At 60.7% G+C, this 18,014-nt stretch carries 18 protein-coding genes and 1 pseudogene; 16 read left to right on the top strand and 3 right to left on the bottom strand.

What is annotated here, in order from left to right; genetic code table 11:
• Positions 1 to 285: 285 nt before the first annotated feature.
• Complete coding sequence (locus tag ACGRVM_RS14765; RefSeq protein WP_394624064.1) at positions 286 to 1,275, top strand: permease; 990 nt, start codon at positions 286 to 288, stop codon at positions 1,273 to 1,275.
• Between the two features lie 32 nt (positions 1,276 to 1,307).
• The gene (locus ACGRVM_RS14760; RefSeq protein ID WP_394624063.1) at positions 1,308 to 1,778 is read left to right on the top strand and encodes a DUF411 domain-containing protein; all 471 of its coding nucleotides are present in this window, start codon (positions 1,308 to 1,310) and stop codon (positions 1,776 to 1,778) included.
• Positions 1,779 to 1,914: 136 nt separating this feature from the next.
• On the opposite strand, the pseudogene ACGRVM_RS14755 reads toward ACGRVM_RS14760, so the two are convergent.
• The 3 genes and pseudogenes from ACGRVM_RS14755 to ACGRVM_RS14745 all read right to left on the bottom strand — a co-directional run.
• Positions 1,915 to 2,190, bottom strand: a pseudogene (locus ACGRVM_RS14755) (transposase); the annotation flags it as partial.
• A 192-nt stretch (positions 2,191 to 2,382) separates the two neighbouring features.
• A complete protein-coding gene (locus ACGRVM_RS14750; RefSeq protein ID WP_377172466.1) occupies positions 2,383 to 3,273 on the bottom strand; it encodes a LysR family transcriptional regulator in 891 nt (296 codons plus the stop codon).
• Positions 3,274 to 3,412: 139 nt separating this feature from the next.
• Positions 3,413 to 4,279, bottom strand: coding sequence for a dioxygenase family protein (locus ACGRVM_RS14745; RefSeq protein ID WP_377172467.1), 867 nt, complete (start codon positions 4,277 to 4,279; stop codon positions 3,413 to 3,415).
• 227 nt (positions 4,280 to 4,506) lie between these two features.
• On the opposite strand from ACGRVM_RS14745, the gene ACGRVM_RS14740 reads away from it, so the two are divergent.
• From ACGRVM_RS14740 to ACGRVM_RS14675, 14 genes are all read left to right on the top strand, one after another.
• Positions 4,507 to 4,887: a hypothetical protein gene (locus ACGRVM_RS14740; RefSeq protein ID WP_377172468.1), complete on the top strand. Its 381-nt coding sequence runs from the start codon at positions 4,507 to 4,509 to the stop codon at positions 4,885 to 4,887.
• A complete protein-coding gene (locus ACGRVM_RS14735; protein ID WP_377172469.1) occupies positions 4,884 to 5,732 on the top strand; it encodes an alpha/beta fold hydrolase in 849 nt (282 codons plus the stop codon). Before ACGRVM_RS14740 ends, ACGRVM_RS14735 begins: the two co-directional genes overlap by 4 nt.
• Positions 5,733 to 6,959, top strand: a complete 1,227-nt coding sequence (locus ACGRVM_RS14730; protein ID WP_377172470.1) for a benzoate/H(+) symporter BenE family transporter — start codon at positions 5,733 to 5,735, stop codon at positions 6,957 to 6,959. It abuts the gene before it with no gap.
• A gap of 39 nt (positions 6,960 to 6,998) precedes the next feature.
• Complete coding sequence (locus ACGRVM_RS14725; protein ID WP_377172471.1) at positions 6,999 to 7,844, top strand: BKACE family enzyme; 846 nt, start codon at positions 6,999 to 7,001, stop codon at positions 7,842 to 7,844.
• A gap of 125 nt (positions 7,845 to 7,969) precedes the next feature.
• Positions 7,970 to 9,130 carry a muconate/chloromuconate family cycloisomerase gene (locus tag ACGRVM_RS14720; RefSeq protein WP_377172472.1) on the top strand — a complete coding sequence of 387 codons (1,161 nt, stop codon included), beginning with the start codon at positions 7,970 to 7,972 and terminating at the stop codon, positions 9,128 to 9,130.
• A gap of 48 nt (positions 9,131 to 9,178) precedes the next feature.
• Positions 9,179 to 10,573 carry a benzoate 1,2-dioxygenase large subunit gene (gene benA, locus ACGRVM_RS14715; RefSeq protein ID WP_377172473.1) on the top strand — a complete coding sequence of 465 codons (1,395 nt, stop codon included), beginning with the start codon at positions 9,179 to 9,181 and terminating at the stop codon, positions 10,571 to 10,573.
• Between the two features lie 5 nt (positions 10,574 to 10,578).
• On the top strand, positions 10,579 to 11,115 hold the full coding sequence (gene benB / locus ACGRVM_RS14710; RefSeq protein WP_377172474.1) for a benzoate 1,2-dioxygenase small subunit: 537 nt from the start codon (positions 10,579 to 10,581) through the stop codon (positions 11,113 to 11,115).
• A 78-nt stretch (positions 11,116 to 11,193) separates the two neighbouring features.
• Entirely contained in the window at positions 11,194 to 12,210 is a 1,017-nt protein-coding gene (benC, locus tag ACGRVM_RS14705; protein ID WP_377172475.1) for a benzoate 1,2-dioxygenase electron transfer component BenC, read from the top strand.
• A complete protein-coding gene (benD, locus tag ACGRVM_RS14700) occupies positions 12,207 to 12,986 on the top strand; it encodes a benzoate diol dehydrogenase BenD (protein ID WP_377172476.1) in 780 nt (259 codons plus the stop codon). Before benC ends, benD begins: the two co-directional genes overlap by 4 nt.
• 42 nt (positions 12,987 to 13,028) lie before the next feature.
• Positions 13,029 to 14,204: an ABC transporter substrate-binding protein gene (locus ACGRVM_RS14695; RefSeq protein WP_377172477.1), complete on the top strand. Its 1,176-nt coding sequence runs from the start codon at positions 13,029 to 13,031 to the stop codon at positions 14,202 to 14,204.
• A gap of 67 nt (positions 14,205 to 14,271) precedes the next feature.
• Positions 14,272 to 15,135, top strand: a complete 864-nt coding sequence (locus tag ACGRVM_RS14690; RefSeq protein WP_377172478.1) for a branched-chain amino acid ABC transporter permease — start codon at positions 14,272 to 14,274, stop codon at positions 15,133 to 15,135.
• A gap of 57 nt (positions 15,136 to 15,192) precedes the next feature.
• On the top strand, positions 15,193 to 16,143 hold the full coding sequence (locus ACGRVM_RS14685; RefSeq protein WP_377172479.1) for a branched-chain amino acid ABC transporter permease: 951 nt from the start codon (positions 15,193 to 15,195) through the stop codon (positions 16,141 to 16,143).
• Entirely contained in the window at positions 16,136 to 16,879 is a 744-nt protein-coding gene (locus ACGRVM_RS14680) for an ABC transporter ATP-binding protein (protein ID WP_377172481.1), read from the top strand. Before ACGRVM_RS14685 ends, ACGRVM_RS14680 begins: the two co-directional genes overlap by 8 nt.
• On the top strand, positions 16,872 to 17,567 hold the full coding sequence (locus tag ACGRVM_RS14675) for an ABC transporter ATP-binding protein (RefSeq protein WP_377172483.1): 696 nt from the start codon (positions 16,872 to 16,874) through the stop codon (positions 17,565 to 17,567). Before ACGRVM_RS14680 ends, ACGRVM_RS14675 begins: the two co-directional genes overlap by 8 nt.
• The last annotated feature ends 447 nt before the right edge of the window (positions 17,568 to 18,014 follow it).

Below are 18,014 nucleotides of genomic sequence, written 5' to 3'. Positions count from 1 at the left end.
GGCGCGCAGTGAGCAGGAAACCGGTTCGGAAAAAACTTTCGAAACCCCATTGAACCTACAGCGGCTAGAGGGCGCATATGCCGACTCGTGACTGGAAAGAACGACATGAGCGATAGCCGCGCCAAGACTGGAACACGATCCTGCGACGTGGACACGTTCGTCCTGCCGGAAAGTCCGCCGTCGCGGACCGCGTCCGCCTGTTGCGGCGGAGGTGGGCAGACGGCGGTGTCTTGCTGTGGTCCATCGTCGAGCGAGACCGCACCGCTTTGGCGGCGCTTCGACTGGATGCTCTGGGGCTCGGGCTCCATCATTCTCGTCTCTTGTCTTGCGGCGTTCCTCCTGCCGCATGACGCGTCCCTCGGCCTAGGGGTTTTCACCCATGGCGTGCAGGAGATGATGAACCTGATGTGGTGGGGCATCCTTATCGGCATGCTTGCCGTCGGCCTGATCGACCGTGTGCCCCGGCAATTCGTCATCGGCATCATCGGTCGCGATCAGGGCGCGAGCAGCCTCGTGCGCGCGGTGCTGGCCGGGGTGCTGCTAGATATGTGCAATCATGGCGTGCTGATGGTCGGTGCCAAGCTTTACGAGCGCGGAGCGAGCCTCGGACAGGTCTTCGCCTTTCTCATCGCCTCGCCGTGGAATTCGCTCTCGCTGACCATCATCATCGGGGTGCTGATGGGCTGGGGATGGATGGCGGTCTTTCTTGTGGGCTCTCTGGTCGTCGCGTTCGTCACCGGCCTCGCTGTCGAAGCCTTGGAGCGCAAGGGGAAGGTGAAGCCCAATCCGAACCGCGTGGATCTGCCGGCGGATTTCCATGTCTGGCGCGAGGCGAAAGCTGGTCTGCGCGCTACCCGGTATGAATTAGATTTGCTGCGGGATATCGCGCGCCGCTCTGTCACGGCGAGCCGCATGGTCCTGCGCTGGCTCTTGTTCGGGGTGGTGCTCGCGGCGCTGATTCGGGCGACGGTGCCGACCGAGATTTTCGAGACATGGTTCGGTGCGACGCTTCTTGGTCTCTTCATCACGCTTCTTGCCGCGACGATCATCGAGGTCTGCTCGGAAGGGTCGGTGCCGATCGCCGCCGACCTGATGACGCGCGCGGCCGCGCCGGGCAATGCCTTCACCTTCCTGATGGCGGGCGTGGCGACAGACTACACCGAGATGCTGGTCCTGCGAGAAGTCACGGGACGCCTGAAGGCGGCGTTCCTCCTGCCGCTGCTGACTGTGCCTCAAGTGCTTGTGATCGGCTGGGCCTTGAACGCGGCGGGATGAGAGTGCAGACCGTTTGAAATGGAGGGACGATCATGCCGAACCTGAACCGCCGCAACCTGCTCATCGGAGCCGCGAGCTTCGCGGCTGTCGCGCCGCATGTCGGCCTTGCCGGGGCCGTGCCCAAGATCCACGTGCTCAAGGACCGCAATTGCGGCTGCTGCGGGGCGTGGGTTGAAATTCTGAGCGCCGACGGCTTCGACGTGTCGACCGAAAACAGCTTCGGCACGCTTCTGACCCGCCACAAGATCGATGCGGGCATTCCGGACGCGATGATGTCCTGCCATACCGGCGAGATCGAAGGTTATTTCATCGAAGGACACGTGCCACCCGCAGATATACGCAGGCTCCTAGCTGAGCGGCCCGACGCGATCGGCCTTGCCGTGCCGGGAATGCCTTACGGCTCTCCCGGCATGGGGCCCGAGGACCAGCGCGAGGCTTATGACGTATTCCTGATCCGCCGTGACGGAAGCACCGAAGTATTCTCGAGCTACGACGCCGCATGAGCTTTTCATCTCGCTCGTTTGCGCGATGCAGGTATCGGTCCGGGTATGGGCATTCTTAATCGTGACAATGCTCGGACGATCGAACACGGCATCGCAGTCGTGGGCCGTGTCCCGGGTCATGGGGTGGGTGCTCGACTCATAGCCAGTAGATGAGGGTTGCGGCGAGCGGGGTTGCTGAGAGGAAGACCTTAGGACATCGGTCGTAGGGTGTCGCTATGCTTCGTCAGTCCTGCAGTCTTCCGAACATGATCTCGATCCGGCTGCGACATTTGTATCGCCGCTTGTCGTTTTTTACGGCCGCCTTGCGTTGCTTCCGGCCAGGGATGCAGGCACGTATCCCTATGTCTTCCAACTCTTCTCAGAACCAATCGGCGTCATAGCTGCGGTCCCCAGGCAGCCAGTCGATCCTCGGCGGGCTCGCTCCGCGGGAGTATCACCAACGGTCAAGAGAGGACCAAACCCTGAACAGAGCTAACCAATAAACGCGGAATCAAAGAGGAGCAGGTTACGACCACTGTCCCAAGGCCTTTCTGCAAGCAATCGCGTTCACCGCATTCGCAATTTTTTGATTGTAAGTTCTGAGCCTAAATTCAAACACACAACTTCAAAAAATCTTACGTGCAACACGCTGCGCGATATTTATGAACTGGCGCACGTGAACGCCTTGCTCGTCGAGGCGATAGTTCACCGAAAGCGCAGTTTGCGCTAGATCCGGTTCGATCTTAAGGAACTTGATCCCGTTGCGCTGCGCGTTGCCGACCGAGGCGGGTACGATGCACACGCCTTCTCCAATCGCCACGAGGCTGAGCGCGGTTTGCAAGTCCATCGTGAATACGCGGTTCTTGATTTCGACGCCCTTCGCGGCGCAGGCCTCGAGTACGAAATCTGCGTAGCTAGGGCGCGGATATTCTGGGTAGAGAATCATGTTGTACTTGGTGAATTGTGCCAGATCGGCGCTGCGCCGGTTGCCGGTGTCGATTGTGTCGGGCGTGGCAAGAACCAGCGGCTCTTCCCCGAGTTTCTTGACCGTGATCTCGACATCGACAAGCGTGGGGCGCGCAAAGGCCACATCGATGGCGCGGTTGATCAGTTGGCGGTGTAGCTGGGCGTTGTTCATCGGCAGCAGACTGAGGTTGATCTGCGGGTAATTGGCGCGGAACGACTTGATGATATTCGGCAAAATTCCGTAGGTCGCGGACCCTACGAAGCCGATGCGCAGGCGCCCTTCGGCGCCTTGGCCGATGCGCCGCACTTCCAATTGCGTATCCTCGATCTGGTTCAGGATATCGCGGCCACGCTCGTGCAGGCGCTCGCCTGCTTGCGTCAAGGTGATTGAGCTACGCCCACGGCTGAAGAGGATGGCTCCCATATCCTCTTCCATCTGCTTGATCTGGCGCGACAAAGGCGGCTGCGCAATGCCCAGCCGCTCGGCCGCCCGGCCAAAATGCAGCTCGTCTGCGACGGCCATAAAATACGTCAGTTGTTTAAGATTCATCTAAGGCTTTCCAACAGTCGCTCGACTGTATCCAACTCTGCGGGAAAGGTGTTAACTATTTCGGGAGCACGTGATCGGGGTGGCGCAGCATGCAAAAAGAACGGCCAACGAGGGCCGCCCTTGATGCGCTTCCGGTGGATCAGGCCGCCTTGGCAGGGGCCTCTGCCTTGAGCACGAAGTCGAACTTCATGTGCAGGTCGGTGCCCAGCGACGGGTCGGCCTTTTCGAACTTGCCGATCAGACTGTCCTTGACGGCAAAAACGCTGTCATCTTCCAGCCAGCCGCTATCGGCATCGAAGATCTGGCTGACAAGGGGGCGATAGCCATCCTTGGAGACGATGAAGTGCATATGGCCGGGGCGCATGGCGTGGTGGCCCATGTAACGCAGCAGCTCGCCCGCCGTCTCGTTGTCGGGAATGGGGTAGGGCACCGGGCGCACTGCAACGAAGGCATAATGGCCGTTCTCGTCCGTCTCGAAGCGGCCACGCAGGTTGTATTCTGGCTGATCGGGGTCGAGGTTTTCGTAGATCCCGTTGGGCGCGTCCTGCCAGACATCCATGGTCACACCGGCCAGCGGGTTGCCGTCCGTGTCGTGGATGTAGCCCTCGTAATAGGCGGTTTCCTCATTGTCGAAATGCTTCATGATAGTCGAGGCGCCCTTGGGTAGGACGGGCGGGTTTTCGCGGTAGAACGGGCCAAGGACCGTCGAGGCGCTCTCGCCTTTTTCGACCGGGTTGGTCAGCATGTCGGCCAGTACCTCGATGCCCAGAATGTCGCCGAGAAGGATGAATTCCTGGCGGTTGTCGTCGCAGGTCTGGCCCGCGCGCTTGAGAAATTCGCAGGCTTGGATGAATTCGCTGTGCTGCAAGTTCACTTCTTTGCAAAAGTCATGCATGTGGCGCACCAGCGCGGACATGATCTCGCGCTGGCGGTCGCTAATATCGCCATTCTTGCCCAGTGCCGCGATGACGACGTCTGTGATGTTCTCTTGTGATACGATGCCCATTTGGGTCCTCCTGATACGATCCTGATACGGTACGGACTGACACATGAGGGCCCCGTGTTCCCTCCTCCCTGTGTTGACTCACCTTTTCTCAAATGCCCACCGATCCCAATACCTCGACCGGTATCAGGCGATACTTTGACCGGACCGCAAGGATGCTGTCGTTTCAGCGGCAATGACCGCAAAAACGCGCGGCGACGCTCCAAGGACATCAGACAAGGACGCTGGACGTGATCGACACACTCAAGACGATGCAAGAGGCGCTGAACGGTACGCCCCACCTGCGGCGATTGGGTCGGCTTTTCTCCGAGACAGTGCTGCTGGGCGTGGACGAGAACGAGTATTATCTGACCTTCGACAAGGGCGCGTTGGTCGACATCGCCGAGGGACCCAGCCGCAAGACGCCGTATCGGTTCTCGTATCACACCGACAGCGAGGCGCTGGAGAAGTTTTGGGAGCCACTGCCGGCGCCCGGCTTTCACGATATTTTCGGCCTTGTGAAGATTGGGCGCGGACGCATCTCTGGCGATATCCTCGTGCTGGTCAAGAATCTGCGGTTTTTCAAGGAGTTCATGATGTTGCCGCGCGATATCACGGGAGGCCGGGCATGAGTATCGAGCCGATCACCGGGCGCTACCTGACAATCCAGGTAGACGGCGCCCCGCGCCGCATTTACTTCGAGGAGGCGGGGAAGGGCACGCCCGTCCTTTGTCTGCATACGGCGGGCGCGGATACGCGCCAATGGCGCCACTTGATGAACGATACCGAGATCACAGACGCGTATCGTCTGATTGCCTTCGATATGCCGCTGCATGGCAAATCCCTGCCGCCCGAAGGCTATGAGACCGAAGAGTACCTACTGACGACCGAGGCGTATATCGAGACGATCCTCGCCATCATGAATGGTCTTGGCCTCGACACTCCTATCTTGGCTGGGTGTTCGATGGGGGGGCGTATCGCGTTGCAACTCGCCGCGCTCCACCCCGAGCGGTTCGCGGGCTTCATCGCCATCGAGGCCAGTGATTTTCAGCCCGCCTGGTATGATATCGACTGGTTCCATCGTCCCGACGCGCATGGTGGCGAGATGGGTGCAGCGCTGGTTTCCGCCAACATCAGCCCACATGCCCCACATGCGGAGCGCTGGAATACACTGTGGATGTTCATGCAATCGGGGCCGGGCGTTTTTCGCGGTGATCTAAGTTTCTACACGCGCGACGAAAGCCTGGTTGCGCGCCTTGGCCAAATCGATACGGCCAAGACGCCGGTGCATATCATCGTCGGCGCCTATGATCTGACCTGCACGCCCGAAGATGCCAAGCGCACGGCGGATGCTATTCCCGGCGCTACGCTGGCGGTGATGGACGAGGTAGGCCATTTTCCGATGTCTGAGCATCCAGCAGGCTTCCGGCCATTTTTCATCGATGCACTGGCCAAGATGCCAAAGGACGCAGCCTGAGTGAGCGCCCCTGCCAATACGCGCGCGGCCGAGAACGCCGGCAGCCATGGCCGTAGTTTGATGCGCGATGCGTCGGCCTCGGCCATCGCGGCGGGGTTCCTGGCGGTGCTGGTGTCGAATGCGGGGCCGCTCCTGATCTTCTTGCAATCGGCGCGGGCGATGGGCGTGTCCGAGGCGGTTTTTTCGGGCTGGGTCGCCGCCATCTCGCTAACGGCAGGGCTGGCCTCCATCGGGCTCAGTCTGGCTTTTCGCGCGCCCGTGCTGGTCGCGTGGTCGGCGCCAGGCGTCGTTCTTTTAGGCACCGTGGGGCCGGGCCTGCCATTCCCGGACATCGTGGGGGCCTATCTGGTCTCGGCCGGGATCATTCTATTGGTGGGGCTCAGCGGCCTTTTCGACCGGCTCTTGTCCCTCGTTCCGCCCGCCGTGGCGAGCGGGATGATGGCAGGCATCCTCTTTACCTTCGGCGCAAGTGCGATGAGCGGCTTTGCGACGGCGCCAATCATGGTTGGTGTTCTCCTTCTGGCCTTCGTGGTGCTGTCGGTCATCACGCCGCGCTTTGCGCTGATCTGGCTGTTGGCCGGTGTGCTGATCCTGACATTCGCGGCTGCAGACGGCGGGCAGGGGGCGCCGCGCGTCTTTCCTCAACTGGCCCCGACTTGGCCGACTTTCTCGGTCACGGCGCTTTTGGGGCTGGCCCTGCCGCTGGCGCTGACCACGCTGACGGGGCAGTTCCTTGCGGGTCTTGCGATCCTGCGGGCGCATGATTTTCGTCTGCCTGCACGCCCCATTCTGGTTGTCGCCAGCCTCGCCTCCTTCGCCGGAGCGATCTTCGGCGGGATCACCACCGCGCTTGCCTCGATCACCATGGCGCTGGGCGCCAGCGCCGAGGCGCATCCGGATCCGTGCCGCCGCTATGTGGCCGGCGTGGCGACGGGCAGCTTCTTCGTGCTCTGCGCTCTCTTCGCGGGCACGATCGGCTGGGCCATGCTGCGCATTCCCGCCGAGCTTATCGCTCTTCTGGCCGGGCTGGCCCTCTTGGGCGCCATCGCCAAGGGGTTGACGGACATGCTGGGCAGCGGCGCCGACATGCAGGCGGGCATGTTGACCTTCATCACCACAGCCTCGGGCGTGACCATCTTCGATATAGGATCCGCCTTCTGGGGCATCCTTGTCGGGATTGTCGCGGTGCATGCCGCCCGCCTGACCCAACGATTGCGCGGCGCCTGAGCGGGCGCCCATCCATCTTTCATCGATAGGACGTATCTCATGACGAAACCTTGCATTCTATGCGTCGCAATCACCGGCTCTTTGCCCACCAAGGCGCACAATCCCGCCGTGCCCATCAACATTTCGGAGCAGGTCGAGAGCACGCAAGAAGCCTTTGAAGCAGGCGCTACGATCGCCCATTGCCACGTCCGTGACGAGAGCGGCAAACCCACCGCCGACCCCGAGCGCTATGGCCGCCTTCTGGAAGGGCTGCGGCAGCATTGCCCCGGCATGATCGTCCAGCTCTCAACGGGCGGTCGTTCGGGCGCGGGGCGCGAGCGAGGCGGCATGCTGCCGCTGCGGCCCGACATGGCATCGCTGGCCGTCGGATCGAACAACTTTCCGACTCGCGTTTACGAGAACGCGCCGGATCTCGTCGATTGGCTGGCTTCGGAAATGCGCAGCTACGATGTGCTGCCCGAGATCGAAGCCTTCGATCTGAGCCATATACATCAAGCCGCTGCAATGCATGCGGACGGACGCCTGCCGCGCAAGCTCTATGTGCAGTTCGTCATGGGGGTGAAGAACGCGACGCCAGTAGATCGCGATATCTTCGACTACTACGTCAAAACGATGGAGCGCATCGCGCCGGACGCCAATTGGTGCGCGGCTGGGATCGGGCGGCATCAACTGACGGTCAACGAATGGGCCATCGCGGCGGGCGGGCACACGCGCACCGGCCTCGAGGATAACGTGCGCCTAGACAAGGGTAGGCTGGCGCCGTCCAACGCCGCGCTGGTCGCCCGCGCTGCCGCCCTCTGCGAAAAATACGGGCGCCCGGTCGCCACTTGGCAGCAGGCGCGCGATATCCTCGGTCTGGCGCAGCCGAAACAGCGCGCCGGGTAACGATTTCGCGCCTTTGGGTATCAGACCTTACCGAAGCGGTATTGGACTTGGCCCCTGCAGAGGCGCACCCTCCCAATCAATGCAAGCGTGCAGACTTAAGCGAAGACCAAAAAGGGGACACGGCTTTGCCCAAGATCGAGACTATCAGCACAAGGATCGTCGATTTGCCCACTATCCGCGGGCATGTCCTTTCGATGGCGACGATGACGGTCCAGTCCGTGGTGCTGGTCCATGTGCAATTCTCGGATGGCTCGGTCGGCATCGGCGAGGGCACGTCCATAGGCGGTCTCAGCTATGGCGCCGAAAGCCCCGAGAGCATCGCGTCCGCTATCGAGACCTACATCACCCCGGCCATCGTCGGCCGCGATGGAGACAACGTGAACGCCGCCCGCCGCGCTGCCGAGCGCGCCGTGATGGGCAATCCCATCGCGCGCTGCGCGGTAGAGAACGCCCTTTGGGACGGCCTCGGCAAGCGCGCGGGCAAGTCCGTAGCAGAGCTTTTCGGTGGTGCGCTACACTCCGGCCTCGAGGTGGCGTGGACGCTGGCCTCAGGCAACGCGTCGCAGGATATCGAAGAGGCGATGTCGATGCTAGAGCAGCGCCGCCATCGCCAGTTTAAGCTGAAGATCGGCAAGCGAGCCGTCCGCGACGACATCGTCCATGTCGCCAAGATCAAAAGCGCGCTTGGCGATCGCGCCAAGGTGACGGTCGACGTCAATCAGGCCTGGAGCCTGCATGACGCGCGCATTGGCCTTGCTGGCTTGCAAGAGATTGGCGTTGATATGGTCGAGCAGCCCATAGCGGCTTGCCATCGACACGCGCTGGGCACGCTGACGCGTGATTATCAGATCGCCGTCATGGCCGACGAGGCGCTGCGCGGCCCCGAGGATGCGCTCAACCACGCTTGTGAGCATGCTGCAGACGCCTTTGCGGTCAAGATCGCGCAATCAGGCGGTCTCAGCCGCGCGGCCGAGGTCATTGCCATCGGGCAGGCCGCCGGGCTGGGTCTTTATGGCGGCACCATGCTGGAATCCGGTGTTGGCACTGCCGCCGCACTACAACTTTTTTCGACCACTCGCCATCTGGCATGGGGGACCGAGCTGTTCGGCCCTCTTCTGTTCAAGGACGACATCCTGACGCAGTCACTGGTCTATTCGGACTTTCAGGTGCATGTCCCCGACGGGGATGGATGCGGTGTGACGCTGGATCAGGACAAGGTTGATTTTTATACGCGCGGCCGAAGCCGCGCGGTGCCCACGCACACAAATATCAAGGCAAGCGTCTGAAACCCGGAGGAGGGGACAGACGATGACCAACGAGGAGGAGAATACATCATGCTGACACTGCCCAAACTGGACGAGCTTGATCGTCGTTTGCAGAACATCGTGCAGGACGACCCAGAGAACGGGGTGTATCGCGCCCGCCGCGATATGTTCACCGATCCCGACCTTTTCGAGCTGGAGATGAAGCACATATTCGAAGGCAACTGGATCTACATGGCCCATGAAAGCCAGATACCGAACCCTGGCGACTACTTCACGCTGCATATGGGCCGCACGCCTGTCGTCATCACCCGCGATAAGGATGGCGAGTTGCACGCGCTGGTGAATGCCTGCTCGCATCGAGGCGCCATGCTCTGCCGGTTCAAACGCCGCAATCAGAAGACGTTCACCTGCCCGTTCCATGGCTGGACCTTCTCGAACACCGGCAAGCTCTTGAAGGTCAAGGACCCTAAGGGCGCTGGCTACCCAGAGCAGTTCAATCAGGATGGCAGTCACGACCTGACGCGCGTCGCCAAGTTCGGCAACTATCGCGGCTTCCTCTTCGGCTCGCTGAACCCCGATGTGGAGGAGCTGGAGGATTACCTCGGCGAAGCCAAGAAGATGATCGACCTTGTGGCCGATCAGTCGCCCGATGGGTTGGAGGTTTTGCGCGGTGCGTCGACTTATACCTATGATGGCAACTGGAAGCTTCAGGCCGAGAACGGCGCAGATGGGTATCACGTCTCGGCAGTGCATTGGAATTACGTGGCCACCACTGGCCGCCGCACTCAGGACGGGAAGGAAGACAAGATTAAGGCCACTGATGCGTCGAAATGGGCAAAGCAGAAAGGCGGTTTTCACTCCTATGTAAACGGCCACCTGCTGCTCTGGACGACATGGGCCGACCCCACCAACCGTCCCAACTATGCCAAGCTGGGTGAGTGGACCGAGCAATTCGGCAAGGAAAAGGCCGAGTGGATGACAGGCGTTCTGCGTAACCTCTGCCTCTACCCCAACGTCTTCCTGATGGATCAGTTCTCGAGCCAGCTGCGTATCTTTCGCCCCATCTCGGTCGATCAGACTGAAGTGACGATCTACTGCATCGCCCCCAAGGGCGAGAGCAAGGAAAGTCGCGCACACCGCATCCGCCAATACGAGGATTTCTTCAACGCCTCGGGCATGGCAACGCCGGACGACACCGAGGAATTCCGCGCGACGCAGCGCGGCTATCAAGGTGGCGCGCACGCCAAGTGGAATGACCTGACGCGCGGTGCGGTGCAATGGATCGAAGGCCCGGACGAGGATGCAAAAGCCTTGGGTATCAACCCGATCTTGTCGGGCGCGCGCACCGAGGATGAGGGTCTTTTTGTGATCCAGCACAGCCAATGGGCCGAGCGGATGCGCGATGCGGTAAGCGCAGAGCGTCAGGTTTTGTCGGGCGAAGATAAGCAAGTGGCGGCGGAGTGATCGACATGAGCACTAACACCATTGAAAAACCCGCCGCCGCCGCTAACGCGAAATCCATCAGCTACGAGGAGATCCAGCAGTTCCTCTTTGCCGAGGCGCGCTGCCTCGATGACCGTGACTGGGATGCATGGCTGGATTTCTACCATGCGGATTGCGAATTCTGGATGCCCGCATGGGATGACTTCGACACGCTGACCGAGGACCCTCAGTCGGAAATGTCGCTGATCTGGTACCCCGACAAGTCCGGGATCGAGGATCGCGTGTTTCGGATCAAGACGGACCGTTCGTCGGCGACGTCACTGCCCGAGCCGCGCACGGCGCATTATCTGGCCAATATCGAGGTGTTGTCGCGTGAGGGCACTGAAATAAAGCTGCGGTTCAATTGGCAGACGCTGAGCTTCCGCTACGGTCAGACCGACCGGCACTGGGGCACATCGTTCTACACGCTGGATGTCAGCGGCAAGACGCCCCTGATCGCGGCCAAAAAAGTGGTGCTGAAGGACGACCACATTCACCACGTGGTCGATGTCTATCACACCTGAGCCTACCCGGCCCCCACAGAACTAAAGACGCGCGCAATCCGGCCATTCGTTGGATCGCCACGAGGGAGGAGTATACGCATGGCCTTTCAGGTCGCATTGAATTTCGAAGACGGCGTGACCCGCGTGATTGACGTGGACGAGGACGAAAAAGTCACCGACGCCGCCTTTCGCCAAAAGATCAATCTTCCCATGGATTGCCGCGATGGCGTCTGCGGCACCTGCAAGTGCAAGTGCGAGGAGGGTGCATACGAACTCGAGTTCTACATGGACGAGGCTATGACCGACGAAGAGGCCGAGGAGCGTTTTGTTCTGGCCTGTCAAATGACAGTCGAAAGCGATTGCATCATCTCGGTCCCGGTCTCGTCGCAGGTCTGCAAAACGGGCGCGCAGACGGTTGCCGGCAGCGTGCAGTCCATCGACGCACTTTCGGACACTTCCTACAACCTCACGGTGAAGCTGCATAAGCCCATGGGGTTCCTGCCGGGCCAATACGTCAACATCAGCGTGCCCGGCACCGACGCGCACCGCTCATATAGCTTTTCCTCGCGCCCTGGCGCCGAGGAGGCCACATTCCTCATTCGTAATCTCCAAGGCGGCGTGATGTCGAGCTATCTCGAGGCTGGATCAACCGGCGACGAGGTCAAGCTGACCGGCCCGATGGGCGCGTTCTATCTGCGGAGTCTGGAGCGGCCCCAGCTTTGGCTGGCGGGGGGCACCGGCCTTGCGCCCTTTCTGTCGATGTTGGAGACGCTGGCTGAGCAGGGCACCGAGCAGGCGATCACGCTCTATTACGCCGTGACCAATGCCGCCGATTTGGTTGAGCTCGCGCGCGTACAGGAGCTGGCCGAGAAAATTGGAACGGTCCGCGTCATCACGATCCTCGCGTCGGAGGATGAGGATCATGAGCGTAAGGGCTTTGTCACCGATCACGTTACCGCCGAGGAACTGAACGGCGGCAACGTCGATGTCTATCTCTGCGGCCCGCCCCCCATGGTCGAGGCCGTGCGCCAGCACTTCAAATCGCTGGGCACCGAGCCTGCGAATTTCTACTTTGAGAAATTCACACCCAATGATGCGATCGAGGTCGCTGCATGAAACCGCGCTTTGAAAATAAGCGCGCGGTGATCACCGGCGCGGGGCAGGGCATAGGCCGCCGCGTGGCTGAACGCATGGCCGCCGAGGGCGCCGAGGTGCTGGTCGTCGATCGCTCTGACGCGCGCCACGATACGGTCGCGTCCATCAAAAAGGAGGGCGGCACCGCGCATGAGCTGGCCGTCGATCTGGAGACATATGAGGGCTGCCAAGCAGCTATCGCGAAGGCGGTCGAGCTGTGGGGCCGGGTCGACATCCTGGTGAATAACGTGGGCGGCACGATCTGGGCAAAACCGTTCGAGCATTATGAGCCGCACCAGATCGACGCTGAGATCAGCCGCTCGCTTATGCCGACGCTCTATGGCTGCCACGCCGCGCTCGAGCCGATGCTGAAGGCCGGATCGGGCGTCATCGTCAATGTCAGCTCCATCGCCACGCGCGGGCTCAACCGCGTGCCCTACGGCGCGGCGAAAGGCGGGGTGAACGCCATCACTGTCAATCTCGCTTGGGAAGTGGCCGAGCGCGGCATCCGCGTTGTCGCCACCGCCCCCGGTGGAACAGAGGCGCCGCCGCGCCCCGTGCCGCGCAACCCGAACGCCGCGGAGGAGCAGCGCGAGGATTGGTACCAGACGCTCGTCGAGCAAACGCTCCAGTCGAGCTTCATGAAACGCTACGGCACGCTGGATGAGCAGGCAGGGGCGATCTTGTTCCTCGCGTCGGATGACGCGTCGTACATCACCGGGGTCACGTTGCCAGTCGGCGGCGGGGATCTCGGATAACCGGTCTCACGGACCAAGTTGTTTTCAGGGAGGAAACACATAATGAAAAAACTGACACAAACGGCCGCAGCGGCGCTTATCGCTGCACTCGGAACTTCGGCGGCCTACGCGGAGGATATCAAGGTCGGGCTGCTTCTGCCTTACTCCGGCGTCTATGCATCGCTCGGCAACGAGATCGAAGCGGGTTTCCGCCTTGGCCTCGAGACTTTCGGCGGCGAGACCGACGACACCTTCACCATCGTTACCGAGGATACCGAGGTGAAGCCACCTGTCGCTCTTGGCAAGGCCAAGAAGCTGGTCCTGCAGGATGAGGTCGACGTGATGGTCGGTATCGTCAGCTCGGGCGTTCTGGGCGCCGTGCGCGATTTCGTCGATGGCGCCAAGGTGCCGTTGATCGTTGCCAACGCGGGCAATGACGAAGCGACCGGCGAGGCGTGCAGCGCTTACATCACGCGCCTCTCATTCTCGAACCAGCAGGTCAACCGCCCGATGGGCACGCATCTCTACGAGCAGGGCGTGCGCAAGGTGTTCACTATGGCATCCGACTATGCTGCAGGCCGCCAGATGATCGGCGCCTTCGCGGACGCGTTCACCGAGGCGGGTGGCGAGATTGTTGGCCAAGAATGGACTCCGTTCCAGAAGACGCAGGATTTTGGCCCCTATATGGCGAACGCACAGGCCAGCGGCGCCGATGCCGTCTATGTCTTTTACGCGGGCGGTGAGGCGATTTCCTTCGTCAAGCAGTATGACAGCTTTGGCCTCAAGGCGGATTTGCCGCTCTACGGCGCGGGCTTTCTGACGTCGCCCCTCTATGTCAACGCGGAAGGCCCGGCGGCTATCGGCGTGATCGCGGCGCTGCACTACGTGCCGACCATCGACAACCCCGAGAACAAGGTCTTTGTCGATGCCTTCATGGCGGCGAACGACCGCGCCCCGTCCGAGTTCGCGGTCCATGGCTTCGATGCGGCGCGCGCGCTGGTTCTGGCCTCGGCTGGCGGTGCGAATGATCGCGAAGCGCTGGCTGCGGCCCTCAGCAAGACCTCCTTCGACGGCCCGCGCGGCACCACCTCGATCGACCCGGCGACCAACAACATCGTCCAGCCGATCTATGTCTACGAGACCGTCGCGATGGAAAATGGCGAAGGCCTGACCCAGAAGGTCTTGGCGACGCTGCCCGCCACCGCCGATCCGGCCAATGGCTGCACGCTGGCAAACTGAGCCAGCCTACCGGGCCGCGCACCCACGGGCGCGCGGCCCCTCCTCATTCCCCGAAAGGTGACGCAAGATGGACGTCGGTTTCTGGCTTTTCCAAACGCTGAATGCATTGCAGCTGTCGATGCTGCTGTTCCTGCTGTCCGTCGGGCTGACGGTCATCTTCGGATTGATGCATTTCGTGAACCTCGCGCATGGCTCGCTCTACGCATTCGGTGCCTATGTCGCCGCCGGAACGGCGGGCGTAATCGGCTATTGGGGCGCGTTCATCCTGGGGCCCATCGTGGTCGCCGTGATTGGCTTCATCCTCTACGCCACTTTGATCCGCCGGATGCGCAAGTCCGGGCCGATGGCTCAGGTGTTAGTCACCTTTGGGCTGATCTTTGTCTTGCTCGACATCACGCGCATCATCTGGGGCGATCTGGCGTTGGGTATCCAGCTTCCCCCCATCCTGTCTGGGCGCGTGTCGCTGGGCGCGCTGGAGTATCCGCTCTATCGCGTCTTCATCATCGCATTGGGCATTGCGATCTTTGTCGCGCTGTCGCTGGTGCTGAGCCGCACACAGATCGGCGCAATGATCCGCGCGGGCGTCGACAATGACAACATGGCGGCCTGCCTCGGCATCAATGTCGAGAAGCTCTTTTTCGCGGTCTTCTGTGTCGGCTGCGCCCTAGCGGGCCTTGCCGGGGTTGTCGCGGCGCCGATCCTATCGGTCACGCCCGATATGGGTCTGCAAATCCTCATCCCGACGCTGATTGTCATCGTGATCGGGGGCCTCGGATCGCTTAAGGGCGCGTTCATTGGATCGCTGATCTATGGCTTCGTACAAACCTTCGGTGCGGTCCTGGTGCCCTCGCTGGCCTCGGTCATCGTCTATGCGCTGCTGGCCATCGTGCTGGTGACACGGCCCACCGGCCTGTTTCCGGCAAAGGTGTAACTTATGTTCAGGCACACTCCTCTCCGCATCGCAACGCTACTGGCCCTTCTGGCGGGCATGATCGTCGCGGCTTTTACCGCAGGCTATTTCGGCCTCGAGATCCTGGCAGAGATCGTCGTTCTGGCGATCCTCGTCGTCGCGCTCGATCTGGTTGCGGGGTTCGGTGGGATGGTCTCGCTCTGCCACGGCGCTTTGCTGGGCTTTGGCGCCTACACATTCGCGGTGCTCACCGGCACCCTGGGATGGGACGCGCTGCCCGCTATGGCGGCGGCGATCGCCATGACAGGCGCGGTCGCTTGGATCATCGGGGCGATCTGCTCGGGCAGTCATGGGATCTACTTCATCATGGTCACGCTGGCCTTTGGCCAGATGGCTTATTCCTATATCTTCAGCAGCCCTTTTCTTGGCGGCGATGACGGCTTGGGCGGTATTTCCCGGCCAGATCTTTCGATGATCGGCTTCAACCTGAACGACAGCCGGACCTTCGTGCTCTATGCGCTGGTCTGCGCGGTGATCGCCTATCTCTTTGCAGCCGCCTTCCTGCGCTCGGGCGTCGGGCGCAGCCTTGTCGGCGTCAAGCAAAGCGAGCAGCGGATGCGCGCGTTGGGTCTGGTTCCATGGCGCACCAAGGCACATGCTTTCGGGGTCTCGGGCCTTATCGCGGGTCTGGCGGGCGTTCTGGCTGCGCAACATATCATGTATATCTCGCCCGGGCTTCTGTCATGGACAGTCTCGGGAGAGGCGCTGGTAGTCGTCATCTTAGGCGGTCTTGGCACGCTAGTCGGTCCGATGGTAGGCGCAGTAGCCTTCGTTCTGATCAAGCACGAGATCAGCGCCATAACACCCTATTGGCATCTTTTCGTCGGTGTCATCCTCATTGCGGTGGTGATGAGTCGAGCAAATGGTATTTTCGGCTTTGTCGAAGCGCGGCTGGAGGCGCGGCGCAAGCGGGCAACGCTTAAAGAGCCGACCACGAGAGATCTGGAGCCCGAGGTGCGCGATGCTTGAGGTGAAGGGACTGGACAAGAGCTTTGGCGCGATCCACGTGACGCGGAACGTGTCGCTGAAGCTTGAAAAGGGCGAGCGGCGGGTGATCCTCGGCCCCAACGGGGCGGGCAAGACGACCCTCTTCAATCAGCTGGTGGGCGAGCTGACACCCGATAAGGGCAGCGTCATCTTGGATGGCGAGGATATCACGCCGCTTGGCGTCGCCGCCCGCGCGGGCAAAGGCCTGTCGCGCAGCTATCAGAAAAACACGCTTTTCGATGAACTGAGCCTCCGCGATAATCTAAGCCTCGCCGCCGCGATCCGCACAAGGGCCAGCCGCTCGTTTTTCCGTGACTCTCTGTCGGACAAGGGCGTGGCTGAGATCGTCGCCGAGACGGCCAAGCTCGTTCATCTGACGCCGCACCTGGATCTTATGGTGTCCGAGGTATCGTATGGCATCCGCCGCCAGTTGGAGGTCGGCATCGCACTCGCCACGCGGCCTCGCGTGATCCTTATGGACGAGCCGACATCGGGCATCGGCCCCGAGATGAGTCATGCGTTCCACGCCATGCTGAACGAACTGCCGCGCGATCTGACGCTGCTGATCATCGAGCATGACATGGATCTGGCCTTCGACGTAGCCGACAGCATCACGGTGCTGAACTATGGCGAAGTCGTTTTTGATGGTACGCCCGAGGCGGCGCAGGGCTCGAGCATGCTTAAAGAGATTTATCTAGGGAGCTGGGAAGATGCTTGAACTCAAAGGCGTCGAGTCGGGTTACGGCGACACTCAGGTTCTCTATGGCATTGATTTCAACGCGCAGGCGGGCCGCGTTCTGGCCGTTCTGGGCCGTAACGGCGCGGGCAAGAGTACGACGCTTAAGACCGTCATGGGATTGCTGCCGCTCAAGGCCGGGACGATTTCACTTGACGGGTCGGTCATCAACGGCACAGCGCCCTATGATGTGGCGCGCGCCGGCATCGGTTATGTTCCCGAGACGCGCGACATCTTTCCGTCACTGACAGTGCGCGAAAATCTCGATCTGGCCGCATCGCGTGGCCGGACCGGCGATTGGACCATGCAGACCGTTACGGATCTATTCCCACGTCTCGGCGAGCGGATGGATAATGGCGGCCAACAGCTGTCGGGCGGCGAGCAGCAGATGCTTTCCATCGCGCGGGCACTTCTGCTCAATCCACGACTTCTGATCCTCGACGAGCCGACCGAGGGTCTGGCCCCAATCATCGTCAAACTCATCCACGACAAGCTGCAGGAACTGCGCAGTGCAGGCTTGTCTATGGTGCTGGTCGAGCAGAATTTCGGATTTGCGACCTCGCTCGCCGATGACGTCGCCGTGGTGTCTAAAGGGCAGGTTGTATGGACCGGAACACCTTCGGACATACGGAAAAACACCGAGCTTCAGCATAAATGGCTTGGAGTGTAGCTCGAGTGATCTAGTGTTTGTCGTTTGAATTTACTTTTCTGATCGAAATGACGTTAGAAATGTGAGCGATTTTTAAATAAGAAGTCGATCTCGAGTGAGCGGCCAGTTATATTGGCTTCTTACATTGATCTATCTTTTTTAATCAAATTGCGAACATATTTTTCAGTATATGCTGGATCAAAATCTACCTGCTGCTAACTAATCGATCTCGCTGAAAAATTACGGGTGGTATGTTCCTTGGCAGATCGTGGTAAAATAAGAAATACACAAAGTAGTAACTTGAACCCTTGATTTCGAAACGGCCATATAAAGCATTTGCATCCTCCTCCCCACGAATAATCTGTTTCATATGCCACATATTTCTGGAATCCAACAGAGCGACAGCGCATTCGAAACAAACCGTTCATCAACGCATGATCCCGCTTTTGCTGATCTCTGACAAACAAT

Origin of the sequence: Roseovarius aquimarinus, from assembly GCF_043661195.1 — a bacterium.
Lineage (GTDB): Bacteria > Pseudomonadota > Alphaproteobacteria > Rhodobacterales > Rhodobacteraceae > Roseovarius > Roseovarius aquimarinus.
This window is presented reverse-complemented; position numbering and strand designations above follow the sequence as displayed.